The organism is Oscillibacter sp. (assembly GCF_040505565.1).
GTDB lineage: Bacteria > Bacillota > Clostridia > Oscillospirales > Oscillospiraceae > Oscillibacter.
Map to the genome: position 1 here is coordinate 76,525 of NZ_JBEUWZ010000009.1, position 23,529 is coordinate 100,053.

Genomic DNA, 23,529 nt, shown 5'->3' on the forward strand with positions numbered 1-23,529 from the left:
CGACGCGGAACAAGAAAAGGAGAAAGAGCATGGCAAAGCAGCGAACGAGCGCGCACCTCTCCTCCGGCGAGCTGGTCGGCGGCACGATTTTTTTTGTGATTTACCTTCTGGTCCTTCCCTTTGCCACGGACCCGCTGTTCCGGCTCATCAGCGTCCTTTTGGATGTGAATATCAGCAGCGGACTGCAAAACACGATCTACTACTACGTAATTTTCGCCGTCACCGTCATTATTTTTCACGGTCTGCTGGCCCGTACGTCCAAAAGCCTTGCGGACAATTTATTTTCGGCCGCGAAGACTTTGGCCGCGGGCCTGATTGCTTTATACGGACTCAATGAACTGGCGTATCGCCTGACCCACGCGCTGATGGACAATCAGACAAACCTGAACGACGTGTCTATCAGCGCCCAGATCGATGCCGCGCCCCGCACCACACTGATCATTGTGCTCCTGCTGGCCCCGTTTGTGGAGGAAGTTCTGTTCCGAGGCCTTGTCTTTGGCGGCCTGCGGAGCCGCAGCCGGGCGGTGGCATATCTTGTCAGCTGCCTCTTATTTGCGTTTCTTCATGTCTGGCAGTATGCCTGGGGGAGCCACGACGTCACTTATTTTTGGCTGATGGTCCAGTATCTGGTGCCGGGGGTGGTTCTGGCCTGGGCTTACGACCATTCCGGGACGCTGTGGACCTCCATCGGACTTCACGCGGCGGCTAATGCGCTGAGCGTGCTGGCGCTGCATTTTTGAGTGGAATTTAGAAAGGCGATCCATATGACCATGCCCCACATTCAACAACTGGATTCCCACGTGGCCGACCTGATCGCCGCCGGCGAGGTGGTGGAGCGGCCTGCCAGCGTTGTCAAGGAACTGGTGGAAAATGCCGTGGACGCCGGCGCGTCCGCCGTGGCGGTGGAGATTCAAAACGGCGGGATGCGCCTCATCCGCGTGACGGACGACGGCTGCGGAATTGTGCCCGAGGAACTGCCCACCGCGTTTTTGCGCCACGCAACCAGCAAGCTGCGCTGCGCGGAGGACCTGGGAAAGATTGGGACGCTGGGCTTTCGAGGCGAGGCGCTAGCGGCCATCGCCGCAGTCAGCCGGGTGGACATCTCCACCTGCCGCCTGGGTCAGACTGGAGCCTGCCTTCATCTGGAGGGCGGCGTGCCGGAGGAAGTACTGGCGGCGGGCGTGCCGGAGGGGACCACGATCTGTGTCCGCGACCTGTTTTATAACACGCCTGCCCGGCTCAAGTTTATGAAGAAAGACAGCGCGGAGACGGCGGCGGTGAATGGGCTCATGCAGCATCTGGCTCTGAGTCATCCTGAAATCTCCTTCAAATTGATCAAAGACGGCGCTGAGGCACTCCACACTCCAGGCGACGGGAAACTGGAGTCCGCAATCTACGCCGCGCTTGGCCGGGACTTTGCCCGGACCTTGACGCCGGTGGATGGTCGGGGCGGCGACGCCGGCGTTTCCGGTTTTGTGACAAAACCCCTCTGTGGCCGGGGGTCCCGGGGAATGCAGATATTTTTTGTCAACGGAAGGTTTATCAAGTCCCAGCTGCTGACCGCCGCCCTGGAGGAGGGCTACCGCAACCAGCTGATGAAGGGGAAATTTCCGGGCTGTGTGCTGAAGCTGGATCTGCCGGTGACGGAGGTGGATGTGAATGTCCATCCGGCCAAGACCACGGTAAAGTTTGCCCGGGAACGGGAGGTGTTCGATGCGGTGTACCACACCGTGCTGGACAGCTTGGCCGCAGATGGTCTGCCGCAGGCGGAGACGCCGAAGCCGGAGACGGTGAAAAATCCCCGGCAGGACTTCTATCAGACCATGGACGCCAAGACCTTCCGCCAAAGTGCATTATCCGGCAGTGAAAAGTATCAGAGGGATTGCAAGCCCTTGCCCCCCTCCGCAGTCCCGGCTTGGAAACCGGCGGCGGAGCCTGCCGCCCCCGCCGGATGGAATACGGAGCGGCCCGCCGCCGCGCGGGTAGCGGACGGCGTACGGCAGACGTTTGCGTACGCGCCGTCTCATACGGTGCAAGTCCCCGCGCCTGAGACCCGGATTGATTTTTGGGAAACGCCCCGGGCTGCGGAACCGGAGCCCCCGCGCTCTGCCGAAGCAGAGTGGCCCGTGGAGGCTCCACCCATTCCAATGACTGCGGAGACGCCGCCTCCGGCGGGAAAGCCCTTTGTACCGGCCATCCCCATGGAGCAGGCATCCCTGACGCTGCCGGGCGAGCGGGTGACGGAGTCGGGCCGCGCGGCCCCCTGGCGCATCGCGGGAGAGGTGCTGAAGACCTATATCATCTGCGAAGACGAGAACCAGAACGTCTGGCTCATCGACAAGCACGCCGCCCACGAACGGATCAACTTCGACCGTTTGATGTCCGAGACCCAGCCGCCCATGCGGCAGACATTGCTGCGTCCTGCGGCAGCCGAGCTTTCACGGGAGGATTGTGCCCTACTGCTGGAGAATCTGCCCCTGCTGGACTCTTTGGGCTTTGCCTGCGAAGACTTTGGGGACGCGGTGCTGGTGCGTGAGGTCCCGGCGGATCTGGATGCTTCGGACATTGCCGCCACGCTGGAGGAGCTGGCGGAAAATCTGCGAGCTGGCCGCAGCCTAACGGAAAAGCGCCAGAACCTGCTGCACACCATTGCCTGCAAGGCCGCCATCAAGGCGGGCTGGGACAGTGACGAGAGCGAGCTGAGGGCGCTGGTGGATAAGGTGCAGTCCGGTGAGGTTCAATACTGCCCCCACGGACGGCCCGTGAAGGTGAAACTATCCAAGTACGAATTGGAGAAGATGTTTAAGCGGGCGTGACATCGGTGCTGGCATCACTTGCTTTAGACTTACCAATCAAAGGGGGATGGACCGGTGAGGGGAATCAAGACGCAGTTGCTGGGGATTGGGATTCTGCTGTGCGGCATCGTGCTTTCACTGAATAACTTTATTGGCTTCGTAGTCGGCATTTTCGGCCTGGTGGCGGTGATTGCCGGATATTTTTTCAAGGACTATAACATTTGAAGAATCCGGGAGGAAACATGGCTCCGAAAATTGTCTGCGTCGTGGGCCCCACGGCCTGCGGAAAAACGAGACTGGGCGTTCTGCTGGCCCAAACATACAACGGGGAAGTAGTTTCCTGCGACTCCATGCAGATCTATCGGGGCATGGACATCGGCACCGCCGCCGCCACACCGGCGGAGATGGAGGGGGTTCCACACCACATGCTGGCGGTGGCGGACCCGGCGGAGAACTGGTCCGCCGCCCGGTACGTCTCCGTTGCCACGCCGGTAGTAGAGGATATTTTGGCCCGGGGCAGACGTCCTGTTCTGGTGGGAGGCACCGGACTGTGGCTGGATTTCCTCCTGCGGGGACACGGCTTTGCCCCCGGCATGGCGGGGGGCGCTGTCCGGACGGAACTGGAGGCCCGGTTGGAGCAAGACGGCATCGGCCCTCTTTTGGAGGAGCTGCGCCGGGTGGACCCGGTCGCCGCCGAAAAACTACACCCCGCCGACGTAAAGCGCATTCTCCGGGCGCTGGAGGTTTTCCGGGAGACGGGACAGACCATCTCCGCCCACGACGCGGCGGAGCGGGCGCTGCCGCCTAAATTTGCCTCGGTGAAAATCGGATTGCAGTTTGCGAACCGGGAGGATATGAAGGCCCTGATTGACCGCCGGGTGGACGCCATGGTGGCGGCGGGTCTTTTGGACGAGGTGCGCTCGCTTTTGAACCGGGACCTTCCCCAAGGAGCCACGGCCTTGCAGGCCATCGGATACAAGGAATTTGCCGGTGTGCTGGCGGGGGAGAAGACTGAGGCGGAGGCCGTGGAGGAGGTAAAGCTCCGCTCCCGGCAGTACGCCAAGCGGCAGTTGACCTGGCTGCGGCGGGATTCTGACATCCATTGGATCGAATGGGAAAAAAACCGGGATTTTGCCCGGGCCTTGCAGATTTCGACTGAAATCCTCTCTGCGGAGGGCTTATCCTAAGTCCAAAGCGGACAGAGAGATTCGCGTCCGCTTCAAAAAAGAAAAGGAGCGGATACATATGCAGAGCAAGGCAAATCTTCAGGATGTTTTTCTCACCAAGGCCCGGCGGGATCGGGTCCCCGCCACATTGTTTTTGATGAACGGCTTCCAAATGCGGGGTATTATCACGGGGTTCGACTCCTTTGTGGTGGTGCTGGACTCTGAGGGAAAACAGCAGATTATTTACAAACACGCGATCTCCACCATCGCGCCCGTGCGGGCGGTGGACCTGAACGAAGAATAAGCTTACGGTAAAACCGCGGCGGGGCGGAAGCACATCGCCCCGCCGCACGCAAAGGCGCGAAACGCAGAAGGTACTTATGAAGAAAAGAAACGCTCCGAAAATTGAATCCGCCCGGGATGCAATACCGGAGGGCGTTCCCGCTCAAGAAGACCCGAAGAAGAAAAACGGGTCCCTGGGGACCAAGGCTCTGACGGCCCTTATCTGCCTTGCGGTGCTGACCTATTTTGGCATCCAGGTCTACACCTCTTATGCAGACCCGCTGATTTCCGCGGTGGCTTATACCTATCAGGTGGAGGATACGATTTCCGTCACCGGTTTCGTAGTGCGCAACGAGCTGGTAATGGAAGATTCCGGCGGCAAGCTCCTGCGGCTGAACCGGTCGGAGGGGGAACGGGTCTCCGCAGGCGGCAAGGTGGCGCAGATTTATTCCGATCAGGCATCCTTGGACCGTCAGACGGAGATTGACAAGCTCCAGACCCAGCTGGATCAGCTGAACTACGCGTCGGAGGCCGCCTCCGCCAGCGAGGCGGCGCTCAAGATGGACAGCCAGATTGCGGAAAAACTGGTCGCGATGCGCCGGGCCGTGGCGTCGGATCGGTTGGATACGGCGTCGGACAGCGTGGCGGATCTGGAGGCGCTGGTGCTTCGCCGGGACTATACTTATACGGATGCGGAGGATCTGAAAGCGCAGACGGCAAATATCCAAAGTCAGCTGAGCACGCTGAAAGCCCAGTCCGCCGGTTCCACCCGGACGGTCACAGCGCCAAAGGCGGGCCTGTATTCCGCCGTGGTGGACGGGTATGAAACAGTACTGACGCCGGACACGGTGGATACTCTGACTCCCTCTGACCTCAGCAGCCTGCAGCCCTCCGGCGCTTCCAGCGACCTTGGAAAGCTGGTGTTGGGAGACACGTGGTATTTTGTGGTTAGTCTCTCCGCCGACGACGCAAAGTCGTTCACCGAGGGGGCGTCGGAAAAGCTCCGATTTGCCAAGGGGGTGGACCGGGATCTGAGCGTGACCGTCCAGTCTGTCGGTGCGGAGGAAAACGGAAGAGTGGTCGTGGTGTTCCGCGGGCGCACGTATCTGGCCCAGCTGACGCTTCTGCGTCAGCAGTCCGCTGATATCGTCCGGTCCTCCGTCTCCGGAATTCGGGTACCCCAGCAGGCCATCCGGGTGGACGAAAACGGCAGCGCAGGAGTCTACTGCATCGTGGGTGTGGAGGCCCGGTTCAAACCGGTGAAGGTGCTATGGTCCGCCGACGGCGAATACGCGCTGGTGCGTGCTCAGGGGACGGGAGAGACCACGCTCCGCCCCGGCGACGAGGTCATTTTGTCCGCGGGAGGACTGACGGACGGCGCGGTGGTTAGCTATGCCGGATAAGGAGAAAGGAAGTCAGTTGTTATGCCGATCAGGGAGAATATTGAGGCCGTTCGGGTGAAAATTGCGGAGGCGGCAAAGGCCGCCGGGCGGGACCCGGCGGAGATCACACTGGTAGGTGCCAGCAAGATGAACGACGCCGCCGCCTGCCGGGAGGCCATTGCCGCCGGAGTTGACGCTCTGGGGGAAAACCGTGTTCAGGAAATGACGGAGAAGCTGGCTGAAAACGCCTATGACGGCGCGCCGCTTTACTTCATCGGTCACTTGCAGCGCAACAAGGTCAAGCAGGTGGTGGGAAAGGCGGCGCTGATTCAGTCCGTGGGGTCCGACCCGCTGCTGGACGAGATTGAAAAGCAGGCGGAAAAGCTGGGTATCGTTCAGGACATTCTGCTGGAGGTGAACGTGGGCGGAGAGGATGCCAAGAGCGGCTATACTCCCGAGGAGGTGTTCGCCGCTGCCGCCCGGGCAAAGACACTGACCCATGTCCGTCTCCGGGGACTGATGACCGTGCCTCCCATTGAGACGGCCCCTGGGGGAAATCTTACAAATTTTCAAAAAGTAAGCAGGCTTTATGTTGACATAAACCAAAAACTGTATGATAATAAATTCGATATATTGTCGATGGGAATGAGCGGCGACTATCCCGACGCCATCCGTGCCGGAGCCACTATGGTCCGTGTGGGAACGGCCATTTTCGGACACCGGGCGTACCCCGCCGCAAATCAGGAGGGAACAGTATGAGCCTTTTGGATGAACTGAAAAAGTGGACCCACCCCTACGAGGATGAGGATGAGGAATACGACGATTTTGAAGAGCCGACCCGGAAGGAGAGCTTGTTTGACGACCGCAAACCCGCCCGCGCGGAGGATCGCCACAACAAGGTGGTGAACATCCACGCCACCACCCAGCTGAAGGTCGTTTTGGTGAAGCCGGAACGGTTTGAAAACGCCTCTGAGATTGCGGATCACCTGAAGGACAAGCGGACCGTGGTGCTGAATCTGGAGTCCACCAACAAGGATGTGGCGCGGAGACTAATCGACTTTCTGTCCGGTGTTGCCTATGCCGGAGAGGGCAAAATCAAAAAAGTTGCCGCAAATACATACATTATTACGCCCTATCACGTAGATATCGAGGGCGATCTGATCGACGAGTTGGAAAACAACGGCCTCTATTTCTAAGGCCGCCCGGCATCCGCCGGGAGAGAAAATTTTTTGAAACCGGCGTCCCCCGTGGACGCGGAGGGGGTATTTGCATTGCTGACACCGCAGGAGGTCTCCGGCCACGCGTTTACAAAGGCCGTCATGGGCGGCTACAATATGGCCATGGTGGACGAATTTCTGGACGAGCTGACCGACGATTATACCGCGCTCTATAAGGAAAACGCGGCGTTGAAGGCGAAGATGAAGGTCTTGGTGGAGAAGGTGGAGGATTATCGCGCCACCGAGGATTCCATGCGGGCCACGCTTCTGACCGCCCAGAAGATGGCGGATTCCATTGTCCGGGAGGCGGAGGCCAAGCGGGACCAGCTGCTGCACGACGCGGAAGTACAGGCTCAGGAGAAGATCGGCGCCCTGCGCCGGGAGGCGGAGGATGCCCAGGACCGCCTGCGCATGGGTCAGCGGGAGATAGCGTCCTTTGCGGAAAAGGTGCGCGCCGTCTGCCAGCAGGAGATGCAGTTTTTGGACCAGCTCCCTCAGGCACCCGTGGATGCCCCGACAGCGCCGGGGCCGGATGTCCCCGCCAAGGAGATTGAGGCAAAGATACTGAGTTCCTTCCGGCAGGAGGTCCCCGCTGCGGTGGCAGCGTTTGCCCCCGAGTCCGACCCGGCTCAGGCTGCGGAAGGCCAGCCCCCGCCGGTCCAGCCTGCGGCGGAGAGCTCTCCTCAGCAGGAGAAACAACCCTCCCAGCCCACGGTGGCACCCAAACAGAGCGACGAATTTCCCTATCCTGAGGGAAATCCCTTTGTTCCTATGGCGGACGAGCCCACCCGGAAGATTGAGCTGGACGAGCTGAAATTTGGACGAAACTACAATCGGCCCAATTGAAGCCTCTGAGAGCAAAACCACGGCGTTAAGGAGACGGTCAAAAAGTCCGCGGGACATTTTGACCGTCTGAAGCGGCCCGTCAGGGCCGCTTTTTTACTCTCCGCGTCTGCGGAAGGGAGGAATCTCCATGAATCGGAACGACCCGCCCATTGTGGCGTTTCTTTACGACTTTGACAAGACTCTCTGCACCACCGATATGCAGGATTACGCCTTCATCCCCAGTCTCGGCATGACCCCGGCGGAGTTTTGGGCGGAGGCCAACGGCTTCGGACGGGAAAACCGTATTGACGGCATTCTGGCTTATATGTATACCATGCTCCGGGAGGCGGAGCGGAAGAACCTGCCCTTCTCCCGGGCGGATTTGGTGGAAAAGGGCAGGGGAATTGTGCTGTTTCCAGGCGTACGGGACTGGTTTGCCCGGGTAAACGCATATGGTGAGGAGCAAGGCGTTCAGGTGGAGCACTATGTGATTTCCTCCGGCCTGCGAGAGATCATCGAGGGCAGCGCCATCAGCCGGGAGTTTAAGGAGATTTACGCCAGCGAGTTTTACTATGACGAGACGGGAAAGCCTGTCTGGCCCAAGCTGGCGGTTAATTTTACCGCCAAGACCCAGTTCGTCTACCGCATCAACAAGGGCGTTCTGGATGTATCCAATGACCGGGACCTGAATGCCTCCATGCCCGACGACAGTAAGCGTGTCCCTTTTACCAGCATGATCTACATGGGGGACGGCCTTTCGGACGTACCCTGTATGAAGATGATGCGGGCCTACGGCGGACAGGCCATCGCCGTGTATCAGGAATCCAATCGCGCCGGAGTGGAGGACCTGTTGGCCAAGGGTCGGGTGGACTTCATCTTCCCAGCGGATTACTCCCGGGGAACGGCACTGGACGAGACGGTGAAGAATATTCTGCGCCGCATGGCCATCACAGATCGGCTGACAGAGGAGAACGCGCAGCAGCTGCACGCGGTTGGACGCAGTGAGTTGCCGGATCAGTCCAGTTTGTTTTAAGGAAGAATTTTTGCGGAATCGCTTTACACGCTGTATAGTTTCTGATAAACTATACAGCGTGTAATTTTGCACGAAACAACGCGAAGGAGAGAGAAACAATGAATACGGAATTTTCAAGGACGCTGTCCCTCCTGCGGCAGGAGCGGGGAGTCTCCCAGCGGACGGCGGCGGGAGATCTGGGCATCTCCCAAGCGCTGCTGAGCCATTATGAAAACGGCATCCGAGAGCCGGGGCTGGCGTTTGTGGTCCGGGCCTGCGAGTACTATCACGTGTCGGCGGATTTTATTTTGGGTCGAACCCTGTCCCGTGAGGGGGGTGCGCTGACCGACAATGATATTTTGAATATGGCGGATCAGGGAAATATTCTGCGGGGCAGCGTGCTGGCAACGCTTCAGTCCAAGCTGATCTCCGGCGCGGTGAGCGTCCTGTTTGACCTTCTGGGAAAGCTGAACGACAAGGCCGCCGTCAACGAGGCGGCCCAAATGCTGAATGGGGCGATCTACGTTCTGTTCCGCCGTTTGTATCGCGCCGGCGGCGGGAACGAGGCCATGTTCTCCACTCCGGCGGAGCTGGTTTCTATGGGGCTTCCCGCCGCCGCGATGAAGCTGGCCGAGGCTCGGTACGTTCGCGTTCTGGAAACTCTGCGGGCGCAGGGAAACCCGTTCCCGGAGATCACCGGCGAGGCACTGGGCAAAAACTATCCCGGCAGTGGCCAATGCATCACCCAGGTGCTCCATAGTGCGGACGCAAAGACCGCGGGCCTCATGAAAGAGTAAAAGGAATGGGATTTCAGTCTCTGGCATTTCTGCTGTTTTTGACGCTGACAGCGGTCCTCTGTCCCCTGGCGAAAAGCCGCAGCACCGGAATCGCGCTGCTGATATTGGCTTCCGCGGTATTTTACCTGTGGGGGCTGGGGGAGTATGCCCGGTGGGGCTTTAGCGTTCTGCTGGCGGGCGGGGGCGTTACGTTCGGCGCCGCGCGGTATTGGCTCTCCGGAAAAAGGGAGTCCCGGCGGCGGATGGCGCTGAACCTGGTGGCGGCGTGGCACATTGCGGTGCTGCTGTGTTTCAAGTATCTGGGCTTTTTTACCGGCGGGGCCGTGTCGCCGGGATGGGCGCCTTTGGGCCTGAGCTTTTTTACCTTTCAGCAGCTCTGGTTTTTGAAGGAAATCCGGACCGGAGAGCTGTCCCCGGCGGCGCTGGAGCGGATCGACGGGGATACCTTCACGCTGTTCTGCCTGTTTTTCCCCACGGTGTCCTCCGGCCCTATCCTGCGCCCCGGTGCGTTTTTTCCTCAAATAAAGGGCGAGAAGTTCCTGCACCCCGACTGGGACGACCGGGCGGCGGGACTGTATGCCATTTCCTTCGGTATGGCAAAAAAAGTGCTGCTGGCGGACTCCTTGGGCGCGGTGGTGAACAATGGCTACCGGCATTTGGACCAGCTCACCGCTCCGGCGGCGTGGCTGGTGATTTTGGGCTATACCCTGCAATTGTACTTTGATTTTTCGGGTTACTGTGACATTGCGACGGGTGTCGCCCGTCTTCTGGGCGTCCGTCTTCCGGTCAACTTTGATTCACCTTACCGCTCACTGAGCGTGGGGGAGTTCTGGAAGCGATGGCACATCACCCTGACCACATTTTTGCGGGAGTGCCTGTACTTTCCGCTGGGGGGCAGCAGACAGGGCCAGATTCGGACGTATCGGAATATCCTGCTGGTATTCCTGATCAGCGGCTTTTGGCACGGCGCGGGCTGGACGTTTCTTGCGTGGGGACTGCTCCACGGCCTTGCGCAGGTGGGAGAGCGGGCCGCGGGAACACGGCTGACCCGTCTGCCTGCCGCGCTTCGCTGGGCGGGAACGTTCCTGTTTGTCAATCTGGCGTGGGTGCTTTTCCGGTCACCGTCTCTGACGGCGGCAGGGACGGTCTTGCAGGCGGCATTTACCGGCGGCGGGGGTGTTCCTCTCTGGATGACAGAGGGGCTGCTTTCCTCGGAGGCGGAGGCGCTGAACGTGTTGGGCCTCAACGGAAGGGCTGGGTTTTTACTTCTGGCGGCGGTATATCTCATTGCGCTGGCTGCGGCTTTGAAGCCGGGAAATACGATTCGCCGGATGGATACCTTCCGTTCGACTGTCGGACGGTGTGCGGTGTGCGGTATGCTGCTGGCCGGGGCGACGCTGTCGTTTTCCGGGGTTGCCACGTTTATCTATGCGAATTTCTGAGGAGGACACTTTGAACAAGACGAAAAAACGCTGGGCCGTGGGGCTTCTGGCGGGCTTTCTGGCAATTTTGTCCCTGTGCGCCGGGACGGTCCGGGCGATTGATCCGTTTTTTCACTACCGGCACCCAGACCCGAACGGGGAAGTCTGGTTTGACGAACGGTATCAAAACGCCGGACTGCTTCGCAGCCAGAGCTATGAGACGGTGCTGATGGGAACGTCGCTGGCGGCCAACTACCGTCCCTTCTGGTTTGACGTGTTTTATGACACCTCCACCGTAAAGGTGACCTTTCCCAACGGCGGGTTCCACGAATTTACCCAGGCGCTGGACTACGCCTTTGAAGAGCAGGATGTAAAGCGGGTGATCTTCGGCCTTGACCCCAACATTTTGGCCCGGCCCACGGCGGACGCGCCTGACCAGCTGCCAGGTTACCTCTATGACAACAATCCGTGGAACGACGGGCGGTATCTGCTCAGCAAGGACGTGCTGATCCGTTCGGCCTACTCCGTCTGGAAAAAGGCGCAGGGTCAGACGCAGAAGCTGCAGGACGCCTTTTTGTGGGACGGAACGATTTATTTCAGCAAGGAGCTGGCCCTCGCGAGCTATCAGCGGCCTGAGATTGCGGCGGAGCCGCTGCCCGCGGACGCGTTTCTGGACGATTGCGACGAAAATCTTTCTGTGGTGAAAAGCTGGGTCGAAGGGCACCCGGATACGCAGTTTATTTTCTTTCTCTCGCCGTACAGCATTCTCTATTGGGACAAAATGCAGCGGCTGGGGGAGACGGACGCCATGTTCGCCCTGCTGCGCCGCACGGCGGAGGAACTGCTGCCCTATGAGAACGTAGACCTGCAGTGCTTTTTGACGGATACGGACGTCATTACCGACTTGGACAACTATGCCGACCATATTCACATGGCCGGCCGGGTGACCTACGCCATGGCTCAGGCCATGCCCGGCGGAGAGTATCGTCTCACGGAAGAGAATTACCGGCAAAGGCTGGACGCGCTCCATAAGTTTGTGGTAAACTACGACTACGAAAAAATTTTTGCGTGACAAACCCGCAGAGGGGTCCTTTGTGAATTTGCCAGGGAGGTTTTAAATATATGACCGATCAATCCCATATCCGCAATTTTTCCATCATTGCCCATATCGACCACGGCAAATCCACGCTGGCCGACCGTCTGCTTGAAAAATGCGAAGCCGTCTCCGCCCGGGAGATGGAGAACCAGATTCTGGACAACATGGATTTGGAGCGGGAGCGGGGCATCACCATCAAGGCTCGCGCCGTCAAGCTGAATTATAAAGCCGCCGACGGGGAGGTCTATGAGCTGAACCTCATTGACACTCCGGGCCATGTGGACTTCAATTACGAGGTCTCCCGTTCCCTTGCCGCCTGCGAGGGGGCGGTGCTGGTGGTGGATTCCACACAGGGTGTGGAGGCCCAGACACTGGCCAACACCTACCTTGCCATGGAACACGACCTGGAAATTTTACCCGTGTTCAACAAAATTGATTTGCCAGCCGCCGATCCGCAGAAAGCCAAGCACGAGGTGGAGGACATTATCGGTCTGCCCGCCATGGACGCGCCGGAGATCTCGGCAAAAATGGGAATCAACATCGACGCGGTTCTGGAGAGCGTGGTGAAGAATATCCCCGCTCCAAAGGGAGACCGGACCGCGCCGCTGAAAGCCCTGATCTTTGACAGCCAGTACGACGCGTATCGAGGCGTCGTCGTCTACCTGCGATTGATGGATGGCTTCGTCCGTCCGGGGATGCAGGTAAAGATGATGGCCTCCGGCGCGGTGTACGGCGTGGTGGAATGCGGACACCTGCTGCCGCTGGGTCTGGAGCCTTGTCAGGAGCTGGAGGCCGGCGAAGTGGGCTACTTCACCGCCAGTATCAAAAATGTGCAGGATACCCGGGTGGGAGATACCGTTACCGGTGCGGAAAGACCTGCGGCGGAGCCGCTGCCCGGCTATCGTCCCGCCCAGGCCATGGTCTATTGCGGCATTTACACGGAGGACGGGTCCAAGTACCCCGATCTGCGGGATGCGCTGGAAAAGCTCCAGCTGAACGACGCGTCCCTCTCCTTTGAACCGGAGTCCTCCGCCGCGCTGGGGTTTGGCTTCCGCTGCGGCTTTTTGGGGATGCTCCACATGGAGGTCATTCAGGAGCGACTGGAGCGGGAATTCGATCTTGACCTTGTTACCACGCTCCCCTCCGTCATCTACCACGTCACCAAGACGGACGGTAAAGTGGTGACCGTGGATAACCCCCACAACTACCCCGACCCGGCGTCCATTGAGCGCGCGGAGGAACCGTATGTAAAGGTCTCCATTATCAGCCCCAACGAGTATGTGGGGAACATCATGCCCATGTGCCAGAACCGCCGGGGAGAGTTCAAGGACATGCAGTATCTGGACACAAACTTGGTGGAGCTGCACTACCAGATGCCCCTCAACGAGATTATCTATGACTTTTTCGATACCCTTAAGGCCAATACCAAGGGATACGCCTCGCTGGACTATGAGTTGTCCGACTACCGGCCCAGTGAGTTGGTAAAGGTGGATCTGCTGCTCAACGGCGATCAGGTGGACGCCCTCTCGTTTATCGCCCACAGGGACAAGGCATATCCCCGCGCCCGGCGGCTTTGCGAAAAGCTGAAGGACAACATCCCCCGCCAGCTTTTTGAAATCCCGATTCAGGCGGCCATCGGCGGCCGCGTCATTGCCCGGGAGACCGTCAAGGCCATGCGTAAGGACGTGCTGGCCAAGTGCTATGGCGGCGATATTACCCGCAAAAAAAAGCTGCTGGAAAAGCAAAAGGAGGGCAAGAAAAAAATGCGCTCTCTGGGAACCGTTCAGGTGCCGACGGAGGCGTTTCTGGCCGTTCTCAAGCTGGACGAGGACGAATGAGCGCTTTTTGCCGCCTGACCGTTAATCAGGGCCTGTTTGTAAGATCCTTACAAACAGGCCCTGATTTGTTTTGCAGGGAGAGCAACGGGGCTCCGTTTAACGCCTGCTTCGGCTACCCCTCTATTTGGTTTCCCGCATGAGGTTGAAGGTCTGCATCAGGTCCAGCGCGCCATACCCCCACTGCGTGTTCGGATACAACAGAGTCGGGCTTCGTTTGCATCCGCGGATCAGATAGGCGCGGATCTGATAGGTGCTCATTCCTACATCATTTCCCTGAACGATGCCCCATTGCAGCATCAGCGCGCAGGCGCCCGCCGTGATCGCTGCGGCCACACTGGTGCCGCTCATGGTTCCGCTGCCTGTGGGATAGATTCCGCCGACGTTGACGCCCGGGGCGACCAGATCGGGCGCCATCAGATCGATCCGTGTCGGCCCCCACGATGAATTGGAGTACAGGCTGTTGTCAACTATATTATACGCGCCGCAGTTGATTACGCTGATGGCTGTGGACGGAACGGTCACCGTATAATTGGGGGTTGCAGCGAGAAACTCCACACCAGGGGAGGCTAAACCGGTAATGGGGAGCCAGGCGTGGAAAGTGCCGTCCAGAATCAGGTCACCGTATACGGTGATGGTCCAAATGCCCGGAGTGGCGTTCGTTACCCGGACGACCGTCACCTGACCGCCGCTTCCCTCCAGCGGAAAGTAATAGACGACCCGGATGGCGGCCTGTTCAAAAACAAGATTATTGGTGGTGATACTGCCGGATTTCGGAGGGAGCCTGGCAGTCAGCTCGCCGGTGGGAGAGCGGATGGAAACGGAGAGCCTATCCGAGATGGAGCTCCAGATCGATACGTAAACAACCGACGATTCGTTGACGACGGAGACGTCGATGCTACGGGATTGACCTTTGGCTGCGATTTTTCCCTGCGTGTGGTGCCTTGCCTGACTTTCATTTCCCGCCGCGATGCACAGGCAAACTCCTCCCAGATTGGAGATCTCGCTCAGATACTCCTCGAAAACGCTGAACCCGTCGTGGCTTCCGAGGTTCGTACCGATTCCCAGGCAGATGACCACGGGGCGATTCAATTCCCGTGCTTTTTTGAGAATATATTCCACACCGATCATGACCGCGGTAGAGCCGAAGACGTTTTGCTGCGTCTTCGGCACGGCAAAGAGGTCCAGATAGAACGGCCGCGCTTTTTTTAACTTTACCACGACCAGCTCGGCGTCCGGCGCGGCCCCGAGGAAGTTGTCGGTTTTGCGGCCCGCCGCCACGGAAGCCAGAAACGTGCCGTGCCCATCGGTGTCCCGCTGCGGAACAATTTCGTAGGGATTTTCCGCTTTCAGCGCCTGATTGATCTGTTCTTTTGTATACTCGGTGCCGATAAAAAAGCCCTTTGGCGCTGAGCCGGGAATCGATTGGTCATAGATAGCCTGAATTTTGCTGGTTCCGTCTTCATAGCGGAACACCTGCTGTGTATAATCGATTCCTGTGTCTACAATGCCGACCAGGACCCCTTGCCCCCGCAGATCCAGATAGGGTTGGCTCTGGATCCCGGTAATGCCGGAGGCTTCCAGTTCCGGCCGGTCCAGCAGCCCCAAAACGATTGACAGCGAGCTTACATAGCTGGTTCCCAGCCGGTCGATGATCGTCGCGAAATCGCTCGTGCTTGCATAGCAGACCACATATCTCCCGGCCAGCGTCTGCGTTGAGATTACGTTTGGGTTTTCCCGCAGAAAAATGTCCAGATCATCGCTTCCCCGGAGAATAAAATCCACCGTGTCCGGTGAATTGATAAATTCTTTCAGCTGCTCTTCGGTCAAGAGAAACACCTCCTGTCGCGTGGTGCATGCTTATATTTCACGCATAAGATTAAAGGATTGGAACAGATTCAGAGTTCCGTAGCCCCACTGCGGATTTGGATAGGACACGGTTTGCATACGGTTGCAGCCCCGGATCAGGTAGGCGCGGATCTGATGTGTGCTGATAGAGACGTCGTTGCCCTGTACGATGCCCCACTGCATCATCAGGGCACAGGCCCCCGCGGTGATCGCCGCAGCCGCGCTGGTGCCGCTCATGGTACCGCTTCCGGTGGGATAGATCCCCTGAATTCCAACGCCCGGCGCCACCAGATCCGGGGCCATTATTTCGATTCGCGTGGGTCCCCAGGAGGTATTGAGGTACAGGCTGTCGTTTTCGCTGTTATAAGCTCCGCAGCTGATGGTGCCGGTGGCGGTCGAAGGGACAGTCACCGTGTAATAGGGATTCGCCGCAAGAAATTCCACGTCTGGGGAGACGAAGCCGGTCATCGGGAGCCACGCGTTGAAGGTGCCGTCAAGAATGATGTCGCCGTGCATCGTGATCGTCCAGATCCCCGGCGTCGCGCTCAGTACCCGCACGGAGGTCAGCTGGCCGCCGCTTCCCTCAAGGGGGAAATAGTTGCCTACGCGGACATGCGAGCGTTCCAGGATCAGATCAGTCATCTGAATGTTTCCGGTTTTCGGAGGAATTCTGGCGATGTATTCCCCAGTAGGCGACGTGACGGAGACCGACATCTTGTCGGATACCGAGTTCCAGATGGAAATAAAGAAATCCGCCGGCTGGTTGTCTACCTTCACGTCGATATTCTGTGTTTCTCCTGTTGCTGCGACGATCCCCTTTGTATGGTGTCTGGCCTGACTCTCGTTGCCGGCGGCGATACACATGCATACGCCCGAAAGATTGGCAACTTCGCTCAGATATTCCTCAAAAATTGAAAAGCCGTCGTGACTTCCTAAGTTCGTTCCGATTCCGAGACAGATCACGACTGGGCGGTTCAGCTCCTGGGCTTTTTGGAGAACGTACTCCACTCCGATCATCACGGCAATCGAGGAAAACGCGTTCTCCTGCTCCTCGGGCACCGCAAACAGGCGCAGGCCATACGGACGTGCCTTTTTCAGCTTCACGACGATCAGCTCGGCTTCCGGTGCGGCTCCGATGAAGTCACCAACTTCCCGCCCCGCTGCGACAGAGGCCAGAAACGTACCGTGCCCGGCCATGTCCCTGGAGGGTACGACATTGTAAGGATTCTCCGACTTGAGCGCCTGATTGATCTGTTCGTTGGTGTAGTCTGTGCCGATGAAAAACCCCTCCGGCGGCGCGCCGGTAATCGATTGGTCATAAAGATAACGGATTTTACTGGTCCCGTCTTCGTAGCGGAAGACCTGCTGCGTATAATCGATGCCGGTGTCCACAAAACCGATCAGCACGCCTCGTCCCCGCAGGCTTAGGTACGGCTGCTGCTGTATGGGAAGAATTCCAGCCGCTTCAAGGCCCGGTCGGCCCAGCGGGCCCATCATCAGCGCGATGGAGCTGAGATAGCTGGTCCCCAGCTGGTCGAGAACGTGTGGATAGGTCTGGACGGTCGTGTAGCAGACGACATATCTTCCCGCCAGCGTCTGGGTTGCGATAATTTCCGGATTTTCTGAGATCAACCGGTCGATTTCGTCGCTGCCCCGCACGACGAAGCCCACCGTGTCCGCCGAGTCAAGAAATTTCTGTATAGACTGAAAGTCCGCCACAATGCAGTACCCCTTTAAAAATCAATTGCCGCTTATTTCACAGCTCCCGCATAAGATTAAACGTTTGAAACAGATTCAAGGAGCCGTACCCCCACTGCGTATTGGGATAGGTCATGGTGGGGCTGCGGTTACAGCCGCGGATCAGATAAGCGCGGATCTGATAGGTGCTTAGAGCCACGTCATTTTTTTCAACAATGCCCCATTGCATCATCAGCGCGCAGGCGCCTGCGGTGATCGCAGAGGCCACGCTGGTCCCGCTCATGATCCCGGGCCCGCTGGGATAAACCCCGCCGACATCTACCCCGGGGGCCACCAGGTCCGGTGCCATCCGATCCAGGCGGGTGGGTCCCCAAGAGGAGTCGGAGAACAGGCTGCCGGTCGTACTGTCATACGCGCCGCAGCTGATGGACCCGAACATTGTGGAGGGGCAGACCACGGTGTAGTAGGGTGTCGCCGACAAAAATTCTACCGTAGGGGAGACAAAGCCGGTGAGGGGAAGCCACGCGTGGAACGTACCGTTGAGAATGATGTCCCCATAGACGGTAATTGTCCAGATCCCGGGTGTGGCGTTGTTGATGTTCACGGAGGACAGCTGGCTTCCCGTGCTCTCATAGGGAAAGTAGTACTCCACCTGAACGGAGGACTTTTCCAAAACCAGATTGGAGCGGCTGGTGGCTCCGGGTTTGGAGGGGACCCGTGCCATCAGCTCGCCCGTGGGCGACCGCACGGACAGAGAAATTTTATCTGAGATTGTGCTCCAGATCCCCAGGATAACGTTTCCTGCGTTCTCTCCCACCTTCAGGTCAATGTTCTGTGTTGCGCCTTTCTCCGCAATCAGACCCTGCATATGATGCCGCGCCTGGCTCTCGTTCCCCGCCGCCGTGCAGACGCACACGCCCCTTAAGTTTGCAATGTTGCTTAGATATTCCTCAAAAATTGAAAAGCCGTCATGTGCTCCGAAGGTTGTTCCGGCCCCGATGCAGATCACTACCGGGCGGTTCAGCTGGCGTGCTTTTTTAATGATGTATTCCACGCCTACCATGATGGCGGTTGATTCGTAAGCATATTTCTGTTCCGGCGGAACGGCGAACCAGTTGCGGTAAAAGGGGCGGGCTTCTCGCAGCTTTACAATAATCAGCTCTGCGTCCGGCGCGGCCCCCAAAAGATCCCCGGAGTCGTTTCCTGCAGCGACGGAGGCCAGAAAGGTGCCGTGCCCGTTTTCGTCCCTCTGGGGGACGGTCTGATAGGGGTCCTCCGCCCGCAGCGCCTGGTTGATCTGTTCGTTCGTATATTCCGTGCCGACATAAAAACCCGCGGGCGGAGGTCCGGTGACTGTCTGATCATAGATGAACTGAATTCGGCTGGAGCCGTCTTCATAGCGGAATGCGCTTTGTGTATAATCAATGCCGGTATCGACAAAGCCCAGCAGAACCCCCTTGCCGCGCAGGTCCAGATACGGCTGTTGATGTACCTGCATGATTCCGGTCACCGCCAGGCTTGTGCGATCCAGCAAACCCAGGACAAGGGAGATATAGCTGATGAAGCTGGATCCGAACCGGTCGATCAGACTGTTGAAGGTTTTCGTATCCGTATAGCAGACAATATACCTTCCGGCGAGCAGCTGCGTGGTAAATACGGAGGGGTTGTTTTTTAGGAGCTGATCCACGAACGCATTCTGTCTCAAAACGAAATCCACCGTATCAGAGGAGTAGATAATCTGCTCAACAGATGTCGGTACGTTCACGAAAAAGCGCCTCCCGTCCTTGTGTATTCCACAAGTTCATTCATGGCGTCGCAGAGTCTCAGAGCCCCATAACCCCATTGATTATTTGGAATCTGGGCTGAAAACTCTCTGTTCGCGCCCCTGCGCAGGAATGCCTTAACACGCTGACCATACAAAAACGGGTCGTTTCCCCGAACGATCCCCCACTCCATCATCAGCGCGGCTGCTCCAGTGACAAAGGGGGCCGCCATGCTGGTGCCGGTATATGAGTCATATCCGCCTCCGGCCTTTGTTGTCAGGATACTGACGCTGGGGGCGACCAGATCGGGCTTCATGAATGGAGAGCCGTTGGCGGGTCCTCTGCCCGAAAACACGGTGGCAATTCCGAGCATGGAGTTATAGCCTCCCACAGAGATGACGTTCTGCACGGTGGAGGGCAGCGTCAGCGTCAGATTGACATCGGCACGCAGGAAGGACGTGTTCTGTGTCACATCTTCCACGGTGGGGAGCCAGATATTGAACTCGCCGTCTACAATCTGTTCACCCCGCGCGATCAGCTTCCAGACGCCGGGGGCGACGCCGGCACCCTGCGTGGAAAAGAAAAAGTAAACCTCCTGCATGATGGTGTAGTGGTTCGGCTGCGCGTAGATAATGGAGACGTTGGTACCGCCGAGCGTTGCCCTCGTGATGCTTTGCAGAGGCTGAATGACCCCTGTGGACCGGCCGTTGGGCGCAATCAGCTCGAATGTGATGGTATCCGCAAAGTTTTTCCATAGGGTCATATAGAGCCTTCTCGGGTTTCCGGTAACTGAGAATTCAATGGGTGAGGTTTCCTTCTGTGCCAATTTTGCGTGGTAGTGGTGGGATGCGGCGCCCTCGTTTCCCGTTGCAACCGACATAACGGTCTTCCAGCGCTCACACATGCTGTTCAGGTAGCGCTCGAAAAGGGAGTCGCCGGTGTGCGAGCCGTTGTTGGTGCCGTAACTGAGATTGATGCTCAGGGGCATATTAAGCAAAATTGCTTTGTCCGACAGATATTTGACCGCACGCATGATTTCTGTGGTCCGCGCAAAGGACTCGTTTCCGGTATGCCCAAGCTTTACCACAATCAATCCCGCATTTGGTGCGACGCCCTTTTCTGTTCCGCTGCTGGAAGCGCCGTTTCCGGCGGCAATTCCTGCGACGGCCGTTCCGTGTCCGGCGGTGTCGGTAAACGGTAGGGAAGTCATAGGGTCCGGGTCCAGCAAGGCCTCATTGATTCGGGCCTGCGTGTATTCCGTACCGTTCCGGAAACCCTGCGGCGGCGGACCGGCGGCGGTCTGGTCCCATAGGAATAAAATCCTGCTGGTACCGTCCGCATTTCGAAAATCGGGGTGCGTATAGTCAATCCCGGAGTCGATAATCCCCACGATCACGCCGCTGCCAGTCAGCCCGAACTCGCCTAAGCGCTGGACAGATGGGATACAAGCGCTCTCAAGACTGTCTCGCAGCATGAACGTCAGCGTTTTGGGCAGCTCAATGTACTCAATCTGCGGAAATGTGTAAAGCTCCGGCAGACGGTTAAGGCCGATGGTGATAATGGCGTAATCGGGGCTTAACAGTTCAATATCGGCACCCAACTGTGTGCCGATATTCCAAAGATCTCCGTTATATTTCACAATGACTTCCAACAGGCCATTTTCCGTGAGCTGGGTGGATTCAAACCGGGTTAGCTTTTCCAAATTCACCGGCAGGTCAGGCATAAAATTCCTCCTTTATCACAGTGCCAGTTGCTTTTATGGGAGGCGGACCGGCTTCGGAACGCTGGTCTTCCGTAAAACAAAAGCATGCTGCCTGTATCAATAGAGACAGTCAATCATGGATACTCGGAACTGCGAATATTCATAATGAGAGGTTCTCCATACATATCCGTATAAAATTCCGCTGCTGATTGTCGTGGGATAGACCCAGAAGCCGTTGCCGTAAACGGTCCAAACATAGACGAGAAAGCCGATGTATTGCCCGATAAAGTTCGGGCCGGTTCCCTTCATGGCCTGGCAGTATTTCGGGACCGTATTGGGCGGCCTTGTGGCTGGCATTTTCCGCATACCGTACCCTCCGATATTCAGGGTTGGGCTCCGGCTGAGTGAGATTTAATGCCGGCGCCCGCCCATTTGATTTAGGATATTCCAAGTTTATGAAAAAGGTGCCCTGTATATGAGGAGGTTCCCGTTTTGCAGCATTTGCGGGCAATTATGTGCTCCTATGGAGGATTCGGGAAAATTCTCCTGAAATAGACATATAATAACGGAATGGTGCAGCAGCCGCAATAATAAAGCACGCACCCAAAGGCGCATTTACGTCCTTGGGTACGTGCTTTGCTTGTATAGGGCCGCTGTGCCGCCCGCGTTTACTGGCTCAGAAAGCTTAAAATCGCCTCGCCGATATAATGGGCGGTGCCATCACCGTAGCTGTCCAGCATTTCGGCAAACCGGTCGTCCGCTGCGTATAGCCGTCCCATCCGCAGGAGCTTTTCCCGGTCGCATCCGTCGTGGTATCTGGCGATGTGGGCCTGCCACTGTTTTACCAGCTCCCGGGCCTCCGGGCAGGCGGGGTCGTCCGCCGGAGTGAGCGCCGCAAACGCCTGCAGCAGCTGATCTTCATCGGCCTGCTCGCCGCCCGCTCCAATATAGTTTGCCATAGCGCCCTCCTCAATTTCCGCATTCAATGGAGATCTTGTTGAACAGCGTGAGAAGATCGTCCATCGAGGTGCTCTGTTTTTCCGCTCCTACCCGGTCCAATACCACATGTCCCCGGTCCATCATCATCAGCCGGTCGCCGTATTCAACGGCGTAACGCAGATTGTGGGTCACCATCATGGCAGTGAGCCGTTTTTCCCGAATGACCTTGTCAGTGAGCTGCATGATGACCTCTGCGGTTTTGGGGTCCAAAGCCGCCGTATGCTCATCCAGAATCAGAAAGTTCAGCGGCGTCATGGTCGCCATCAGCAACGCCACGGCCTGGCGCTGTCCGCCGGAGAGAGAACCCATTTTTACGCTCAGCTTATCCTCTAATCCCAGACCCAGGCTTTCCAGCTCGCGGCGATAGAAATCAATGCGCTTTTTATTTACCCCCCGGGTGAAGCCGAAGGCCTTGCCCTTGTTGTCCGCAAGAGACAGATTTTCCAGCATCGTCAGGTGAGGACAGGTTCCCATCGCCGGGTTTTGGTACACACGGCCCATGGTGATATAACGCTGAAAATCCTTTTTCCGGGAAATGCTCTCGCCGCCCACCAGCACGTCGCCGCTTTCCACAGGAATGGAACCGCAGATGATGTTCAGCAAAGAGGTTTTGCCTGAGCCGTTGCTGCCCACAATGGAGACAAACTGGCCGTCCTCCACGCAGAGGGAGAACTTATCGAACAGGCACTGCTCCGTCACGGTACCGGAGTTATAGGTTTTGGAAACTTCCCGTATCTCAAGCATGGATGATCTCCTCTCCTTTCCGTCCGGACGCCACCAGCACCAGCAAAAACAGCACGGCGGTGATGAGCTTCATCATATTGGGAGGCAGTCCCAGGTCCAGTGCCACCGCGATGCAGAGCTTGTAGAGGATGCTGCCCACAATCACGGCGGTGGTGCCCTTTACAAAGCTGAGACGGCGGAACAGCGCCACGCCGATAATGACCGTCGCCAGTCCGAAGACCACCTGCCCGGTGCCCATGGTGGCGGAAAAGCTGCGGGTCTCATGGCAAACAAGCGCGCCGCCCAGAGCCACCAGCGCATTGGAAATCACCAGTCCCGCCAGCGTTACGTTGCCCTTATCCTTGGCAAGGGATGTGACAAGAAAAGCGTTGTCCCCCACTGCCCGGAGCAGCAGGCCTGCCTTTGTAGCAAAAAACGTGTCCAGCAGCAGTTTAACGGCCACCGCGATGAGAAAAGTCACCACCAGTTTACGGTTCGTCAGGCTCAGACCGCCGAAAAGGGCCATGGTGGGTCCGGCGGTGAAAATGGTGTCCACCGACCGTTCCACCGTCAGGTTGGACCCGGCAATCTGCAAATTGATGGAAAACAGCGCGGTCATGGTGATGATGCCCGCCAGCAAATTCCGGACATGAAGCTTCACATGGATGACGCCGGTGCACAGTCCGGCCAGGGCCCCCACACAGATTGCCGCCAGCAGCGTCAGATACGGATTGCAGCCCCGGGTCAGCAGCACGGCGGTGACCGCCGCTCCCAGAGGAAAGCTGCCGTCCACACTCAGATCGGGGAAGTCCAGAATGGAATAGGTGATGTACACGCCGAAAGAGACCAGCGCGTAGATCAGCCCTTGAATTAGGGTGCTGACCAGCAGGTCTAACATGGGCGGCCCCTCCTTTCAGGTAAAAAAGATGGATAACAGGACGCGGCTCTCCGCCGCAGAAGCGGCGGAG

22 protein-coding genes are annotated in these 23,529 nt (G+C 57.9%); 14 read left to right on the forward strand and 8 right to left on the reverse strand.

What is annotated here, in order from left to right:
- Positions 1–29 precede the first annotated feature (29 nt).
- The 14 genes from ABWQ15_RS03380 to lepA all read left to right on the forward strand — a co-directional run bounded on the left by ABWQ15_RS03380 (position 30) and on the right by lepA (position 13,831).
- Complete coding sequence (locus ABWQ15_RS03380) at positions 30–740, forward strand: CPBP family intramembrane glutamic endopeptidase (protein WP_353907417.1); 711 nt, start codon at positions 30–32, stop codon at positions 738–740.
- Positions 741–2,816: a DNA mismatch repair endonuclease MutL gene (mutL, locus tag ABWQ15_RS03385; RefSeq protein WP_353907418.1), complete on the forward strand. Its 2,076-nt coding sequence runs from the start codon at positions 741–743 to the stop codon at positions 2,814–2,816. It abuts the gene before it with no gap.
- Positions 2,817–2,870: 54 nt separating this feature from the next.
- On the forward strand, positions 2,871–3,020 hold the full coding sequence (locus ABWQ15_RS03390; RefSeq protein ID WP_353907419.1) for a hypothetical protein: 150 nt from the start codon (positions 2,871–2,873) through the stop codon (positions 3,018–3,020).
- Between the two features lie 17 nt (positions 3,021–3,037).
- On the forward strand, positions 3,038–3,982 hold the full coding sequence (gene miaA, locus ABWQ15_RS03395; RefSeq protein WP_353907420.1) for a tRNA (adenosine(37)-N6)-dimethylallyltransferase MiaA: 945 nt from the start codon (positions 3,038–3,040) through the stop codon (positions 3,980–3,982).
- A 58-nt stretch (positions 3,983–4,040) separates the two neighbouring features.
- Positions 4,041–4,265, forward strand: a complete 225-nt coding sequence (gene hfq / locus ABWQ15_RS03400; protein ID WP_353907421.1) for an RNA chaperone Hfq — start codon at positions 4,041–4,043, stop codon at positions 4,263–4,265.
- Positions 4,266–4,341: 76 nt separating this feature from the next.
- Positions 4,342–5,646 (forward strand): biotin/lipoyl attachment domain-containing protein, encoded by a 1,305-nt coding sequence (locus ABWQ15_RS03405; protein ID WP_353907422.1) that lies wholly within the window; start codon positions 4,342–4,344, stop codon positions 5,644–5,646.
- Positions 5,647–5,667: 21 nt separating this feature from the next.
- Entirely contained in the window at positions 5,668–6,384 is a 717-nt protein-coding gene (locus ABWQ15_RS03410) for a YggS family pyridoxal phosphate-dependent enzyme (protein WP_353907423.1), read from the forward strand.
- Positions 6,381–6,821, forward strand: a complete 441-nt coding sequence (locus ABWQ15_RS03415) for a cell division protein SepF (protein ID WP_353907424.1) — start codon at positions 6,381–6,383, stop codon at positions 6,819–6,821. The genes ABWQ15_RS03410 and ABWQ15_RS03415 overlap by 4 nt, the downstream gene beginning before the upstream one ends.
- Positions 6,822–6,854: 33 nt before the next feature.
- Positions 6,855–7,688 (forward strand): DivIVA domain-containing protein, encoded by an 834-nt coding sequence (locus ABWQ15_RS03420; RefSeq protein ID WP_353907425.1) that lies wholly within the window; start codon positions 6,855–6,857, stop codon positions 7,686–7,688.
- 127 nt (positions 7,689–7,815) lie between these two features.
- Positions 7,816–8,700, forward strand: coding sequence for an HAD family hydrolase (locus ABWQ15_RS03425; RefSeq protein WP_353907426.1), 885 nt, complete (start codon positions 7,816–7,818; stop codon positions 8,698–8,700).
- Between the two features lie 98 nt (positions 8,701–8,798).
- Positions 8,799–9,476 (forward strand): helix-turn-helix domain-containing protein, encoded by a 678-nt coding sequence (locus ABWQ15_RS03430; protein ID WP_353907427.1) that lies wholly within the window; start codon positions 8,799–8,801, stop codon positions 9,474–9,476.
- Between the two features lie 5 nt (positions 9,477–9,481).
- Positions 9,482–10,918 (forward strand): MBOAT family O-acyltransferase, encoded by a 1,437-nt coding sequence (locus tag ABWQ15_RS03435; RefSeq protein WP_353907428.1) that lies wholly within the window; start codon positions 9,482–9,484, stop codon positions 10,916–10,918.
- Positions 10,919–10,928: 10 nt separating this feature from the next.
- On the forward strand, positions 10,929–11,969 hold the full coding sequence (locus tag ABWQ15_RS03440) for a hypothetical protein (RefSeq protein ID WP_353907429.1): 1,041 nt from the start codon (positions 10,929–10,931) through the stop codon (positions 11,967–11,969).
- 50 nt (positions 11,970–12,019) lie between these two features.
- On the forward strand, positions 12,020–13,831 hold the full coding sequence (gene lepA, locus ABWQ15_RS03445; RefSeq protein WP_353907430.1) for a translation elongation factor 4: 1,812 nt from the start codon (positions 12,020–12,022) through the stop codon (positions 13,829–13,831).
- Between the two features lie 120 nt (positions 13,832–13,951).
- Here the strand turns inward: lepA and ABWQ15_RS03450 are convergent, their stop codons facing one another.
- The 8 genes from ABWQ15_RS03450 to ABWQ15_RS03485 all read right to left on the reverse strand — a co-directional run bounded on the left by ABWQ15_RS03450 (position 13,952) and on the right by ABWQ15_RS03485 (position 23,459).
- On the reverse strand, positions 13,952–15,658 hold the full coding sequence (locus ABWQ15_RS03450; protein WP_502919105.1) for a S8 family peptidase: 1,707 nt from the start codon (positions 15,656–15,658) through the stop codon (positions 13,952–13,954).
- A 30-nt stretch (positions 15,659–15,688) separates the two neighbouring features.
- Positions 15,689–17,395 (reverse strand): S8 family peptidase, encoded by a 1,707-nt coding sequence (locus tag ABWQ15_RS03455; protein WP_353907432.1) that lies wholly within the window; start codon positions 17,393–17,395, stop codon positions 15,689–15,691.
- A gap of 37 nt (positions 17,396–17,432) precedes the next feature.
- Positions 17,433–19,139: a S8 family peptidase gene (locus tag ABWQ15_RS03460; protein WP_353907433.1), complete on the reverse strand. Its 1,707-nt coding sequence runs from the start codon at positions 19,137–19,139 to the stop codon at positions 17,433–17,435.
- The gene (locus ABWQ15_RS03465; protein WP_353907434.1) at positions 19,136–20,860 is read right to left on the reverse strand and encodes a S8 family peptidase; all 1,725 of its coding nucleotides are present in this window, start codon (positions 20,858–20,860) and stop codon (positions 19,136–19,138) included. The genes ABWQ15_RS03460 and ABWQ15_RS03465 overlap by 4 nt, the downstream gene beginning before the upstream one ends.
- A 96-nt stretch (positions 20,861–20,956) precedes the next feature.
- Complete coding sequence (locus tag ABWQ15_RS03470; RefSeq protein ID WP_353907435.1) at positions 20,957–21,205, reverse strand: hypothetical protein; 249 nt, start codon at positions 21,203–21,205, stop codon at positions 20,957–20,959.
- Positions 21,206–21,507: 302 nt separating this feature from the next.
- Positions 21,508–21,798, reverse strand: a complete 291-nt coding sequence (locus ABWQ15_RS03475; protein ID WP_353907436.1) for a TipAS antibiotic-recognition domain-containing protein — start codon at positions 21,796–21,798, stop codon at positions 21,508–21,510.
- A 10-nt stretch (positions 21,799–21,808) separates the two neighbouring features.
- Positions 21,809–22,582, reverse strand: coding sequence for an ABC transporter ATP-binding protein (locus ABWQ15_RS03480; protein WP_353907437.1), 774 nt, complete (start codon positions 22,580–22,582; stop codon positions 21,809–21,811).
- On the reverse strand, positions 22,575–23,459 hold the full coding sequence (locus ABWQ15_RS03485) for an ABC transporter permease (RefSeq protein ID WP_353907438.1): 885 nt from the start codon (positions 23,457–23,459) through the stop codon (positions 22,575–22,577). Before ABWQ15_RS03485 ends, ABWQ15_RS03480 begins: the two co-directional genes overlap by 8 nt.
- Between the last annotated feature and the right edge of the window lie 70 nt (positions 23,460–23,529).